The organism is Rhizobium sp. B230/85 (assembly GCF_019355735.1).
In the GTDB taxonomy this organism is placed as follows: Bacteria; Pseudomonadota; Alphaproteobacteria; order Rhizobiales; family Rhizobiaceae; genus Rhizobium; species Rhizobium rhododendri.
In genome coordinates, this window is the sequence record NZ_CP072160.1 from 133,393 (window position 1) to 146,130 (window position 12,738).

Consider the following 12,738-nt stretch of genomic DNA (forward strand, 5'->3'; position numbering starts at 1 on the left):
AAAGCATTCTTCAGCATCGGACCGAAAAGTGGGAATCGGTTTTCGGTCCGATGCTCTCTCAGAACGACAGGAGGGAAAGATGGCTGTGAATGTTTCTTTGAGCATTCCTGCTCCATTCACTGCGATACACACAGTATTCGACACAGCGTTCACTGTGGGGCTTAACACCTTGCTGGATGACATACAAAACGCGGTCAGTGCTCCTCTGTTAGCCTGCGTCACGCTTTGGATCATGGTTCAAGGCGTTCTGGTGATACGTGGCGAGATTGATGCGCGCAACGGCATCACCCGTGTCATCATGGTTTCGATAGTGGTGTCCCTTGTTCTCAAGCAAGCAGATTATCACCAATACGTGGCTGCATTTTTCGAAGATACAATTCCAAAATTCGTTGAAAAATTCAGTGCATCCGACCTGCCTTTGGAGACAATTCCCGCGCAGCTGGATGGAGTATTCGCCATAGCACAGGCCGCCTTCCAGAAAATCGCATCGGAAATAGGCCCACAGAACGAGCAGGACATTCTGGCATTCCAGGGCGCACAGTGGATTTTTTATGGAACACTCTGGGTAGCGTTTGGCATCTACGATGCCGTTGGGATCCTTACCAAGGTTCTTCTCGCGATCGGGCCGCTGGTGCTCGTCGGTTATCTTTTTGATCGCACACGGGATATTGCGGCAAAATGGATCGGCCAACTTATCACTTACGGAATACTTCTTCTTCTGCTGAACATCGTCGCAACAATCGTAATTCTAACAGAAGCTGGCGGGCTGGCGCTAATCCTGACCGTAGTCATCACCGCTGGGACCACTGCTGCAAAGATCATTGGTCTTTACGAGCTGGACATGTTCTTTCTAACGGGGAACGCTCTTATTGTGGCCCTTCCTGCAATCGCGGGGAATATTGGCGGTAGTTACTGGAGCGGCGGTGGACAGAGCGCAAACAGCCTCAGTCGCCGTATTACGCAAACCAATCGAGGCACAGCAAATCCACGATCCGCCAATGGAGGGAGTCGATGAAGTATTTCCTAGTGATATTAAGCCTTTGTCTGGCTTCATGTCAGACAAACGACAAACTGGCATCGTGCAGCGGGCCGATCTTTCCTTTGAACACAGGGCGATGGCAACCCTCTCCCGCTGATCTCAAGCCTAACGATGCGGGAATTACACCATGAAAGATGCCGAATACGCGCTTCTGGTACAACGCGAGTCCCTGGCTGAACACTATAAGCAAGTTGAGGCCTTTCAAACTGCGCGCGCCAAATCAGCCAGACGTATTTCCAAGGTTTTTGTCGCCATTGCTTGCCTGGCGATTTTAGGAAACGTCGCACAGGCTGTCACGATTTCTGTCATGGTTCCCCTTTCAAGGCTTGTTCCGGTTTACCTGTGGGTGCGGCCAGACGGAACGATGGACAGTGAGGTTTCGGTTTCCCAGTTGCCTGCTACTCAGGAGCAGGCAGTCGTGAACGCATCGCTCTGGGAATATGTCCGTCTGCGTGAGAGCTTCACTGTGGATACCGCACAGTACTCCTACGATCTCGTGTCTGCACTCAGCGCGCCAAACGTGCGGCAGGAATATCAACAATTCTTCAACTATCCCAATCCGGCTTCGCCGCAAGTGACGATCGGAAAACGCGGTAAGGCCGAGGTCGAGCACATCGCCTCCACCGACATCATGTCGGGCGTTCAGCAGATCCGCTACAAGCGAACCCTGGTTTTTGATGGCCAGGAACCAGTCATCACAACCTGGACTGCAACGATACGCTACGAAAAGACAACCAGTCTTCCAGGACGAATGAGACTGACCAATCCGGGTGGCTTGATGGTCACATCCTATCAGGCCTCGGAGGATACAGTTTCGAACACGGGACGTAGTCAACCATGATCTCCAAGATTTTTACCATATTCTGGTGGTTTCTCATCGTTTTGCCGGCCAGTGCATATGCGGAAGACACCCCCACAGCAGGCAGGCTCGATCCGCGCATGCGATCTCTGGCCTATAGTCCCGATCAGGTCGTGCGCCTGTCCACGGCAGTCGGAGCGACACTGGTCGTGACTTTTGCAGCCAATGAAACCGTTACTGCCGTAGCGGTGTCGGATAGCAAGGATCTGGCAGCGCTTCCGCGTGGAAACTATCTTTTCTTCAAGGCGAGCAAGGTCCTGTCGCCGCAGCCTGTTATCGTCCTGACTGCGGGAGAGGCGGGAAGCCGACGTTATGTTTTCAGTATTTCGAGCCGAATAATGGCGCGCCTGGATAAGGATCAGGCGGATCTTTACTACAGTGTGCAGTTTGCCTATCCCTCCGACGTTGCTGCGGCACAGCGAAGGCAAGCCGAACAGAAAGCGGCATCCGACCGCATGAAGGCGCAAGAGCGATACCAACAGAGCGCGCAGAGTTTGTTAAACCGGCCATTCGGCACAGAAGCTTCCCAAACAAGCAACTGGCATTATGTTGCTCAGGGTGATCACTCCCTGCTGCCGCTGGAGGTTTTCGATAACGGGTTCAGCACCGTGTTCCGCTTTCCGGGCAATACCCGCATACCGTCGATCTATACTGTCAACCCGGACGGAAAGGAAGCCGTAGCAAACTACGCCGTAAAGGGCGACTATGTGGAAATCGCATCCGTTTCACGCGGCTGGCGCCTGCGAGATGGCCACACGGTGCTGTGCATCTGGAACACGGCATATGATCCGATTGGGCGCAAGTCTGGCACCGGCACAGTCAGGCCTGACGTTGCTCGCGTCTTCAAGGAGGCGCGATGATGGATGTGCAGCCGCCACACGACGTAGATTCATCTGGATCGATTGTCTCCGATCCCCATCGGAAGCGTCTCTCCGGGTCTCAAAAACTCCTCGTTGCGGCTGCGGTCCTGTTGATTTCGTTAGCGCTCATCTGGCTTGGCGCATACTCGAAAAAGAAGACTGATGCGTCCTCTCGAGAGAGCATGATCGATGCCAACACAAAGCCATTTCGCCCCGCGCCGATCGATGTGCCCTTTAAGACTGTCACCCCACCGCCTACACAACAGACAAACGATGTGTTGCCTGCTCCTCGCGCTCAAGAACGCCATGAGGTGCGTCCAGAGGAAACGCCGATATTTGCTTATAGCGGGGGCGAGCAGAACAGTGTGAGCAATGCTTCTTCTGAAGACGAACATGGGCGTGACAGGGCAGGGGCTGACATACGGGAGGAAGAGCCTCCTGCTGAAAACGATCTTTCAATCCGCATGAAGCCGACTGTATTGCAGCCAAGTCAGGCCGCGCGTTTGCCTCATCCGGATTTCCTGATAACGCAGGGAAACATCATTCCCTGCATTCTTCAGACAGCAATCGATACCAATCTGGCCGGCTATGTTAAATGCGTGTTGCCCCAGGACATTCGTGGAGCAACCGGCAATGTGGTCCTTCTTGACCGCGGCACGACTGTTGTGGGAGAAATTCAACGCGGCCTGCAGCAGGGTGATGAGCGCGTTTTCGTGCTATGGACCCGCGCCGAAACGCCAGGACATGCAGTCATCACACTTTCCTCGCCGGGTACAGACGAGCTTGGCCGCTCAGGCTTACCTGGCAAGGTCGATAATCATTTCTGGCAGCGGTTTGGCGGCGCAATTCTCCTCAGTCTGGTGGAAGGTGCGTTCCAAGCTTCAACCAGCCTCGCCACGCATTCCGGCGACGGCACAAGTTTCAATAACTTTCAAAACAATGGTGAGCAAGTCGCCAACACTGCGCTGAAGTCCACTATTAATATTCCGTCGACGTTAAAGAAGAACCAAGGCGACACCGTATCCATATTCGTCGCACGGGACCTGGATTTCTCAAGTATATATCAGCTGCGAGTGATTGGAGGCGTGGCAAATGCACGGCCTCAGCACCTGCCTTCACATCGTCTTAACCGCAAGTGAACTGGAGACCAGAATGCACACTGAGGCAGACCCACAATTGCGCTTTCTCCTGAGCCCGGTTTTGGAATGGCTTGACGACCCCCTGACGGAAGAGGTTGCGATCAATCGACCCGGAGAGGCCTTCGTGCGCCAGTCGGGAGTATTTGCCAAGCATCCCCTTGCTCTCACTTACGATGACCTTGAGGATATCGCCATTTTGGCCGGTGCATTACGCAAGCAAGACGTGGGGCCAAGGAATCCCCTGTGTTCTACCGAACTTCCCAATGGCGAACGGCTACAGATATGCCTGCCGCCGACGGTTCCGTCCGGAACTCTGAGTTTAACCATACGCCGCCCAGGCTCGCGGGTTTCGGCCTTGAATGAGGTTTCGTCACGCTATGACGTCTCGCGTTGGAACCAGTGGCATGCGCGCACGCTTGGTCAGCAGCATAAAGATCAAAAGATTTTGTCTCACTACGATACGGGAGATCTGGAAGCCTTTCTGCATGAATGCGTAACAGGTCGGCTTACCATACTGCTTTGCGGACCGACGGGCAGTGGGAAGACGACGATGAGCAAGACGTTGATCGGAGCTATTCCTTCCCATGAAAGGTTGATCACCATTGAAGATACTCTCGAACTAACAATCCCTCACGAGAATCACGTGCGGCTGCTTTATTCCAAAAACGGTGCGGGGCTAGGGGCGGTTACCGCCGAGCACCTCTTGCAGGCGAGCCTGCGGATGCGGCCGGACAGGATTTTGCTCGGTGAGATGCGTGATGACGCAGCCTGGGCTTATCTCAGTGAAGTTGTTTCAGGACACCCAGGTTCGATTTCGACAATTCATGGTGCAAATCCCGTTCAAGGGTTCAAGAAATTGTTTTCGCTGGTCAAGGCTAGCCCGCAGGGCGCGGCTTTGGAAGATCGCACGCTGATGGATATGCTCTCGGCTGTCATTGATGTCATCGTGCCCTTTCGTTCACACAACGACACGTTTGAAGTCGGAGAGATATGGCTGGCAGCTGATGCGCGCAGGCGAGGGGAAACCGTAGCCGATCTTCTTGTGCAGCACTGAAGATAAGCAATGCTAAAGAAATGAATTTATGGCGAGCGCCGGGTGGTCTGCGTCTACGAGGTAAGGAACCTTGTCAGAATGTTGACGATGGATCCATGCGACTAAAGGCGAATGCCACTGCCGTCTTTTCGCCATGAAAGATCAGGAATTTAGCGTGGATACTACGTAAGGAGGGTCGCGTAACAAGTATTAAATGATCATAAATGAGATGGCAATAGGTGCAGGAGCAATTTTTCAACAATAATTGCAGCACCCTGGAAACTTCATTGAAAGGTGATCTATTGAAACACGTTCTTATCATAGATGACGACGCCGCGATGCGGCACTTTATCATTGACTATCTCAAGATGCATGCCTTCAGGGTGACGGCAGTTGGTGACAGCAATCACTTCAACCGCGTTCTGAATTCCGACATGGTCGATATTGTCATTATCGATCTCAATCTTGGCCGTGAGGATGGATTGGAAATCGTTAGAAAACTCTCCGCAAGCTCCGATGTCCCGATCATCATCATCAGTGGAGACCGGCTTGATGAAGCCGACAAAGTTGTCGCTCTGGAGCTTGGTGCAACAGACTTCATAGCCAAGCCATTTGGAACGCGGGAGTTCCTTGCCCGTATCCGTGCTGCGTTGCGCAGTCATAATGGCAATCACCGCTGTAAAGACCGGCGATGCTTCTACTTCAATGGATGGACGCTCAATCTGAAACAACGCCGTTTAACGTCTTCGAACCACCTCGAGATCAAGCTGACTTCGGGAGAATTCAATCTTCTTGTCGCTTTCTTGGAAAAGCCACGGGATGTTTTGTCCAGAGAGCAGCTATTGCTCGCATGTCGCGTGCGAGAGGAAGAGGTATACGACCGTAGCATCGACGTTCTCATATTGCGGCTGCGCCGGAAGTTGGAGACAAACCCTGCTAATCCTTCGCTGGTGAAAACGGTTCGGGGTGCAGGGTACATGTTCGACGCGGATGTGGAAGTTTCTCAAGGCGGAGCGATGGCAGCCTGAAGCCATTCAGGAGAGGAGGATCAATGGTCGGTCCTCCTCTCCTGACTGAAAAAATGTGCCAGTGCCGCTGTCGCAAGCTTTCGGCCGAACGAGCGCCCTGTCTCAAGGCCCAGGGGATCAAAATAAGTGCGGGCTACTTGAACCAACGGTATGGGAACCATGTGCGAGGTGCAAACGAGCACAGATTGTTCCACCTCGTTGCCAAGCACTGGATAGCTTTTCGCGGTGACACGAAAGGATCCGTTGGCAAGGAGTCCTTCGTAGTCTTGCAGAGCGCGCCGCATAATCATCTGTAGTGACTTTTTCAGAGAATATTGCTGCCTCAACCTGTCGAATATTGGCGATACCCCCTGTGCCGGCACGAAAGCCGACAAGAATATTTGTATTTTCCCGCCCCCACCAAAATCAGCCGCACTGTTAGTTGACGCAAGCCGGTTGGAAGAGCGCGTCCGAAGCGTCTTTTGGGATGTTGTGCCCTGCAATGTATTTCCACGATGGTCCGCATCAGTATTGTTCACGAAGGAAGCGACAGGCAAAATGGCTTTGCCGGGATCGCCGTCAATGATCCTCGAAGCAGCAAGGCGTCTCGCTTCAGAGGGGGACAACACGGGTTTGCGAATTCCCATAGTCAACCCTCCAGAACCTGTACAACAAGTCTGGAAAGATCCAGAAGTTCTTGCATTGCGGTCCGAATATTGCGTTCAATCAGCCGCATCGTCGGATCGGCCTCCAAAGTGCGGAGCGTCAAATGGAGCATGCCGCGCTCCTTCATCGCTGCGAAAGCATCTCTCTCATACAATGGTGCGGCAAGAACCGGAAGACTTTCCAGCATATCCGACATCGCGCGTTGCGACGTCGTGAGGCGTCCAACCGGCATGCGCTGAATGAGCACCGCTGTCGGAATCGTAATTTTTTCGCTTATCAACAACTCGATAACATAGCGATAGGTCGCTAGGGCTTCATCGACGTCCAGCGGTGTTAACATGGTGGGAATAAGCAGGAAATTCGAGCTCGCAATAATTGTGTTGTTTAATTCGCTGGAGCCACCATGGGTGTCGGCCAAGGCGTAGTCGAAATTGCGACGCTCTGCATGTTCATACGCCTCCTCAAGAAGAGTCATCTCGTCGGCAATGAATATTTCGCATGCAGGATCCCATGTATTGCTCCGCAGCGCGTTGTCTCTCCAGCGGCTCAGTGGCCTGTTTTCGTCCGCTTCCAGCAAAGCTACGCTTTTACCGGCGCTGGCCAAGGCGGCACACAACCCCATGAGCGCCGTCGTTTTTCCCGCTCCTCCTTTAAATGAACAACATGTAATAAGCTTCATTTCCTTCCCTCACCTTCGTTATTCTAAGGTAGTCTAGATTTATCAACCGCTAATATCCCAGGTGTGTGTCGTTTTTATTTCGGAACGATTGCTTTTGTATTTCATCTGTAGCTTGAATTTTGTTTTTATAGTCTTTCGAGCTTAGAAAATTTAAAATTGTATCCTATATTATTTTGTATGTCTCTTGTGATGCATCAGGTGCCTCTGGATCGGATCATCGCGCTAAAGCGGCGACACCTGCACACGCTGGATGCCTCAAAATGACATGCGGCAGCGTGAACGACCAGTGACAGTGAGCATGATCTGTTACATTTGAAGTCTTTTAAAAATTCAAAACATCGAAAAACAGGATATAATCTGAAAATCAGCTCATTTTTGTTATTATTACATCAGTAGATGTAATGAAGCTCAAGGAGATCCAAATTGAAATTCAACCTTAGTGACAACGATGTTTTATTAGTTCATCCCAACGGCACAGAAACAGAAAAAACTATCTTTAGTGATGATTTGGATGAAGAAGAAAGCGGATTTTCTGAGGAAGATCGTGAAATGATCCGGCTTGAAAAATTTATTCGCCGGTGCCCCGTCCCGTCTGACAACTCCAACAAGCAAGGGTGATAAAGCTATGCCGATCTCCCAAAACCCTGAGGATGATATCGAGGCAAGTGGCCGGAAGCGATTCAAGCTAGGGATTGTCAAAACTGAAGACGATCATGAAATGCCGGACGCACCCTCAAGTTCGTCCTTCGGGAACGTCACAGATCCCAAAGTTGTCGATGCAAATCTTAAATTTGCCTTAGATGCGCCCTTGCCAGACAGCGGTAGGCGTGACGATGAGTATATCCTGGTGAATAAGGCTGCTCCTGGCAAATTCGTCGGAACAGCCAAGGGCAGTCTTGCGACCATGCCGACACCGGGTGAATTCGATGCTAGCTGCCGCCTCTATCGAGACGAGGCCGGAAATTACTACCCGGCACCCTTGGCATTTAACAAGATCGAAGTTCCTGATGGGCTAAGCATTAGCGAGCGTTGGAAATCAAGGTTGGCGATCTGGAACCGAGAACACGATGCCATGGGCATCACAGGCAGAAAGATCTTTTATGAAGCCGACAGGAGCGTAGCTCTCGGTAAAAATTACAAGATAAAGAACCCGGAAGACCGGTTTATCCAAACGTCGAATGGGCCCAGAGAAGTCGAGAAAAGATATCAACACCCATTTCAAGCCGGTTCAGAACTGCCGGATATCATGATCAAAACCAAGCAGAATGTGGTACATTTTGTAAATCGGTTCAGCGGAGACAAATTTACTGGCAAAAGCTTCTCAGAATTTGAAAGTCACATCAAGCAGGCGCTCGGGCCAGAAACTGAAATAAAGCTGCGGTCCGTTTCCGGCATTATGCATGACTCAAACTATCTTGAGGCTTGGGAAGCCGGTAAAGCCGACATCCGCTTCGGGCAGTTTGCAGGAGAGAACCGTGCCCACAATAGGGAGTTACCGCTTGCTGTTGTCAATATCGGCAGGGTCAATGACGGGAAGGGAGGGATGACGCCAGATCGCTACATCAGCGTCAAGTTTTTGATGGAAAGCGCTCCCGGCTCCCCCTGGGCAGAGGCATTGAAAAAAGGTGAGTATTGGGACCGGGTCCAACTTCTTGCGCGCGATGGAAACCATTATATGGCGCCTGGCAAGGTTCACTATGCGGATCCCAAATACTTTGAGAAGGCACTGGAGCAGGTCAATCTGCCACGCTCAATGGCTCTACAAAGCAAAAGCCTGGAGACGCAGATCGAAGAAAACCACTTGAAGCCACCCGTGCTCGTCTCTATCGGTCCCCAATTGCACGATGCTCGCACCTTGACCGAGGAACAAGGAAAATCAATTACAGAAAAGCAAATCTTCGTGGCAGATCGGAATGACAACGGGCAGCGAACAGGAAACTATACCAGCCTTCTGGAATATAAGCGTTCAAAACAGAGATTGCCAGATGATGCTGCACAGGCCATCAGCATAAACCCGAATACTTATTCACATGGGGCCACCAGACCTGAGCCAGCTCTTCGTCCTATTCGCGATAGCAGGCGAAACCTGGAAGAGCGGCCTCGCGGGTCGTCTATCAACAGTCTCTAACACACTAGTGTTATCCTGATTGCGGTGAAGCAGGGATGTTGTCTTCACACGAGATGCAACTTTTGCCTTTTCTCGTGTGGTCCCTCATCGGACGTTTATCGTGTCCACCTGTTCATGAAAGGGCTACGTCATGGTTAGTATAAGCAAAAAAGCTGTTCCGGGTGGCGCGTTGGGAAAGAGGCGATCTGCCAAGCGCGCCTTTGAGCAGAGGCAGGTGGCATTGGCGGTGGAACAAAAGGCAATTGACCTCCGCTCTCGTTTCGAGACATCTGGAAAGCAAGAAAAATACGCCGCCGACTTTCGGTTGATGGACCGGCTCGATGGGGCCTTTCGGGGAGAAATAAGCTATAAGCGCCTTGGAAATAAGCGGCTTTCGGTCGAAAAGGAGGGCGAATTGACCCGTGAGCACGGTGTAGTGCGAAAAATCAGGACGGTTTTTCAGCGCAACCTTCATTCGGGGGCAATCGACCTGAAATCCTATCAAAGAAAAGGCTTCCGTGGCAGCAGCAGCTATGTCTTCGACGACAATGGGAAGTTACAGGCAAGGCAGAAGAAAGACCTGCGCGGACGCGTGCTCGAAGACTGGGAAAGAGAAGGCGGTCAGATGATCCGCACACGGTACGTCAACAAGCGGCGTCTTGGAAGCGCATTTATCCGACCTGTTTCGGAGGAAATGAGTGCGCCCTACCGAAGTGGCGCTGACAACCGTCTTTATCGAAAACTCACTCGGCGAAAAGGAGGAAAGTCGGAGACTTTCGAGCGTGATGACAACGGCAATCTTGAACTTGTCAGCAGAAACAGCTCCTTTTCGTCCATGAGGCAGATCAAAGCCGGGGACCGTAGAACATCTGAGACGTACAGTCGCAAGCTGGGGGGGGCATTCTCGAAGTCACATCGGTCTTTGCTTGATCATGACGGAAAGGAAGTTGCCCGTGATATATTGAGCCACAGGAGGCTCTTCAACAAGCGCTCGGCGGTATATGATCCAAACACTGGGATGCTGAAACGGGCAAAACATACTTTTGGGAAGCTTTATAAGCATGATGTCGACTACATCAACAAGGACGTAAAAAGAGAATCACACACATTCCTCGGGGTGACTGTCCAACGCAGATACAAAAATCTAAGCAAGCTTGAGTCGAATGATTGGCATTTGCGTGAGAAGCAATTTGCCGAACACATGAAGACCTGGAACGAACGTTTTGAAGATGTTCTGAGACATCCAGCGGAAAAGGGCCATACCGAGAGCGCTTTGTCCAACTCTCCTTTGAATAAACCGACCGCACCCATTCAGGAGTACGTTCCAGCCACCAAAACGCCCGATTCTGCTGGTCTTGAACACGAAAAACTCGTTTCGTGGCCGATCCCCAAAACGTTCGATGCGCAATTGCTATTCGGTGAGCCATCACCCGCTCGAGATTCAAATTTGTTACAATCTACTGATGTTGGTAAGATTGCGCAGGAACACGAGTTGGCAAACATTCTGAAGTATCAGCCTTTGCCTGTTGTCTTTAACCCTCTGGAAGAAAAAAACTTCGAGAGACATTTAACCGACAACCCTCCCGTGATGCTCAGGCCGATCCAACCAGACGATAATCTGGCGAAATCCACCACGACTGACGAAAAAAGCGCCACGGCTGAAGACCGCTCGACATCTGTCTCTTTACATGGTGCCGGTGATCTCCAGGCTCTGTTTGGTGAACCGAGCATGTCAGAGCCACCAACACTGCGTTTCAACTTTAACACTGAGAGCAACACGATGTCGGAAACAGAAAAACAGGCTCTCCTGAGAGAAGTGGTCAATGCGCCGCTACCTCAATCTCTATCAGATGCAAGATCGGATATCCTTAACCGATCCGCTAATCGAGACAGAAGCGCCGCAAACTGTCGCTAGGATCGAAACAATGCGGGAAATTGGTCAGTAGGCAGACATTAAGGGCTATTCTCCAACGGACAGACCAGTCCGATCTGGTTTCGGATCAGATCGAGAATAGTCATGATATCGACTGATTGCTCAGGCGGCATCAACGAAGACGAACCGGACCACCTCGCTAGCCGCTCCATCTCCAGCGCCTGGTATTGCATTTCGCGTCCGACAACCGGGTTGTCGAATTCTTTCAGGACGACATTCTGATGATCGACAACGCGGAAGGATGTGGGCGTATACCAAGTATTGTCTACTCTATGCGTGCCTTCTTACCAAGTACATGCGCGCGGCGTCCGCCATGCGGATATCCAGCGCAGAGACCGTTGATGATACCGCCCCTGCGGAATGCTGCATGATCGTCACGACTTCGGCGTCGACGCCTGTGTTCTTGAAGCGTGCGAAGTGATGGGCTCTCTGTCGAGGAACAATATAGGCTTTGGCAGGCTTGACTGACTGCATCATCAAGGAAGTCACCAGATGGCATTCATCGAAGCAAAAGAAGGTACGAAGCTGCATGTCAAGGACATGGGTCAAGGCCGCCCTATTATCTTGATTCACGGCTGGCCGCTGACCGGCGACATGTTCGAATACCAGACGGTGGCTCTTTTGGAAGCGGGATTCAGAGTCATTACCTATGACCGTCGTGGTTTCGGTCAGTCAGGACATCCAGCCACCGGCTACACTTACGATACCTTCGCCGATGACCTTGCCACGTTGATCGATGGGCTTGAGCTTCAGGGCGTAGCCTTAGTCGGTTTCTCCATGGGTGGCGGGGAGATCGCCCGTTATCTTTCACGCCATGGCGCGTTGAGAGTATCGAAGGTCGTTCTTGTCGCCTCAGTTGCAGGTTATCTGCTTAAGGATGAGACCAATCCTGACGGTGTCGATGCCAGCGTCTTTGAAAGCATGAAATCGGACATTCGCAAGGATCGTTTCGACTTCTTGCAAAGCCTTGCCAAAACGTTCTACGGGGTTGGCTTCGTAACGAGCCCGGTGAGCCACGGCGTACTGGACTGGTCCTTCGTTCTTGGCGTCATGGCAAGCCCAAAGGCCACAATTGACTGCGTCGAAGCATTTAGCAAGACGGACTTCCGACCGGATTTCGCCGCGTTCACGGTTCCCACACTCGTCATACACGGGACGGGCGACAAGACGGTGCCAATTGATCCTACAGGCCGTGCCGCATTAAAGGGTATCGCCGGAGCAAAGCTGATTGAGTATGACGGTGAGCCTCACGGCCTGTTTGCTACGGTGCCAGATCGCTTGAACCAAGACCTGATCGAGTTTCTCGCGTGATTAAACTGGTGCGCGTAATTAGTGCGCGCACCAATTATGGGCTAGATCTCAGTATGACGAGATACAGCGGGAAATCTGCTTTTTTGTCTGCTAAGAACCTTCTAG

General features: G+C 51.7%; 13 protein-coding genes. 11 read left to right on the plus strand and 2 right to left on the minus strand.

Going from position 1 to position 12,738, the window contains the following annotated elements; genetic code table 11:
* Positions 1–79: 79 nt before the first annotated feature.
* The 7 genes from J5289_RS28380 (at position 80) to J5289_RS28410 (ending at position 5,958) form a co-directional block, all read left to right on the plus strand.
* Positions 80–1,015: a type IV secretion system protein gene (locus J5289_RS28380; protein WP_209207815.1), complete on the plus strand. Its 936-nt coding sequence runs from the start codon at positions 80–82 to the stop codon at positions 1,013–1,015.
* On the plus strand, positions 1,012–1,170 hold the full coding sequence (locus tag J5289_RS28385) for a type IV secretion system lipoprotein VirB7 (RefSeq protein WP_209207816.1): 159 nt from the start codon (positions 1,012–1,014) through the stop codon (positions 1,168–1,170). Before J5289_RS28380 ends, J5289_RS28385 begins: the two co-directional genes overlap by 4 nt.
* Positions 1,167–1,880, plus strand: coding sequence for a type IV secretion system protein VirB8 (locus tag J5289_RS28390; RefSeq protein ID WP_209207817.1), 714 nt, complete (start codon positions 1,167–1,169; stop codon positions 1,878–1,880). The genes J5289_RS28385 and J5289_RS28390 overlap by 4 nt, the downstream gene beginning before the upstream one ends.
* Entirely contained in the window at positions 1,877–2,758 is an 882-nt protein-coding gene (gene virB9 / locus J5289_RS28395) for a P-type conjugative transfer protein VirB9 (protein WP_209207818.1), read from the plus strand. The genes J5289_RS28390 and virB9 overlap by 4 nt, the downstream gene beginning before the upstream one ends.
* Complete coding sequence (gene virB10 / locus J5289_RS28400; RefSeq protein ID WP_209207819.1) at positions 2,755–3,897, plus strand: type IV secretion system protein VirB10; 1,143 nt, start codon at positions 2,755–2,757, stop codon at positions 3,895–3,897. Before virB9 ends, virB10 begins: the two co-directional genes overlap by 4 nt.
* Before the next feature lie 13 nt (positions 3,898–3,910).
* Positions 3,911–4,951 (plus strand): P-type DNA transfer ATPase VirB11, encoded by a 1,041-nt coding sequence (virB11, locus tag J5289_RS28405; protein ID WP_209207820.1) that lies wholly within the window; start codon positions 3,911–3,913, stop codon positions 4,949–4,951.
* Positions 4,952–5,232: 281 nt separating this feature from the next.
* On the plus strand, positions 5,233–5,958 hold the full coding sequence (locus tag J5289_RS28410; RefSeq protein ID WP_209207885.1) for a response regulator: 726 nt from the start codon (positions 5,233–5,235) through the stop codon (positions 5,956–5,958).
* A gap of 20 nt (positions 5,959–5,978) precedes the next feature.
* On the opposite strand, the gene J5289_RS28415 is transcribed toward J5289_RS28410, so the two are convergent.
* Positions 5,979–6,584 carry a VirC2 family conjugal transfer protein gene (locus tag J5289_RS28415; RefSeq protein WP_209207821.1) on the minus strand — a complete coding sequence of 202 codons (606 nt, stop codon included), beginning with the start codon at positions 6,582–6,584 and terminating at the stop codon, positions 5,979–5,981.
* Between the two features lie 2 nt (positions 6,585–6,586).
* Positions 6,587–7,282, minus strand: a complete 696-nt coding sequence (locus J5289_RS28420; protein ID WP_209207822.1) for a conjugal transfer ATPase VirC1 — start codon at positions 7,280–7,282, stop codon at positions 6,587–6,589.
* A gap of 423 nt (positions 7,283–7,705) precedes the next feature.
* Between J5289_RS28420 and J5289_RS28425 the strand changes: the two genes are divergently transcribed.
* From J5289_RS28425 to J5289_RS28440, 4 genes are all read left to right on the plus strand, one after another.
* Positions 7,706–7,900: a hypothetical protein gene (locus tag J5289_RS28425; RefSeq protein WP_209207823.1), complete on the plus strand. Its 195-nt coding sequence runs from the start codon at positions 7,706–7,708 to the stop codon at positions 7,898–7,900.
* Between the two features lie 7 nt (positions 7,901–7,907).
* Complete coding sequence (locus J5289_RS28430; protein WP_209207824.1) at positions 7,908–9,410, plus strand: VirE2 family protein; 1,503 nt, start codon at positions 7,908–7,910, stop codon at positions 9,408–9,410.
* A gap of 130 nt (positions 9,411–9,540) precedes the next feature.
* Positions 9,541–11,304: a virA/G regulated protein gene (locus J5289_RS28435; RefSeq protein WP_209207825.1), complete on the plus strand. Its 1,764-nt coding sequence runs from the start codon at positions 9,541–9,543 to the stop codon at positions 11,302–11,304.
* Positions 11,305–11,814: 510 nt separating this feature from the next.
* A complete protein-coding gene (locus J5289_RS28440; RefSeq protein WP_209207826.1) occupies positions 11,815–12,633 on the plus strand; it encodes an alpha/beta fold hydrolase in 819 nt (272 codons plus the stop codon).
* Positions 12,634–12,738: the final 105 nt, after the last annotated feature.

What these genes read in the sequence shown, in the direction of transcription:
- J5289_RS28440 (WP_209207826.1), top strand. Translation starts at nt 11,815, where the DNA reads ATGGCATTCATCGAAGCAAAAGAAGGTACGAAGCTGCATGTCAAGGAC.
- J5289_RS28380 (WP_209207815.1), top strand. Translation starts at nt 80, where the DNA reads ATGGCTGTGAATGTTTCTTTGAGCATTCCTGCTCCATTCACTGCGATA.
- J5289_RS28435 (WP_209207825.1), top strand. Translation starts at nt 9,541, where the DNA reads ATGGTTAGTATAAGCAAAAAAGCTGTTCCGGGTGGCGCGTTGGGAAAG.
- J5289_RS28390 (WP_209207817.1), top strand. Translation starts at nt 1,167, where the DNA reads ATGAAAGATGCCGAATACGCGCTTCTGGTACAACGCGAGTCCCTGGCT.
- J5289_RS28430 (WP_209207824.1), top strand. Translation starts at nt 7,908, where the DNA reads ATGCCGATCTCCCAAAACCCTGAGGATGATATCGAGGCAAGTGGCCGG.
- virB10 (WP_209207819.1), top strand. Translation starts at nt 2,755, where the DNA reads ATGATGGATGTGCAGCCGCCACACGACGTAGATTCATCTGGATCGATT.
- virB11 (WP_209207820.1), top strand. Translation starts at nt 3,911, where the DNA reads ATGCACACTGAGGCAGACCCACAATTGCGCTTTCTCCTGAGCCCGGTT.
- J5289_RS28385 (WP_209207816.1), top strand. Translation starts at nt 1,012, where the DNA reads ATGAAGTATTTCCTAGTGATATTAAGCCTTTGTCTGGCTTCATGTCAG.
- J5289_RS28415 (WP_209207821.1), bottom strand. Translation starts at nt 6,584, where the DNA reads ATGGGAATTCGCAAACCCGTGTTGTCCCCCTCTGAAGCGAGACGCCTT.
- virB9 (WP_209207818.1), top strand. Translation starts at nt 1,877, where the DNA reads ATGATCTCCAAGATTTTTACCATATTCTGGTGGTTTCTCATCGTTTTG.
- J5289_RS28420 (WP_209207822.1), bottom strand. Translation starts at nt 7,282, where the DNA reads ATGAAGCTTATTACATGTTGTTCATTTAAAGGAGGAGCGGGAAAAACG.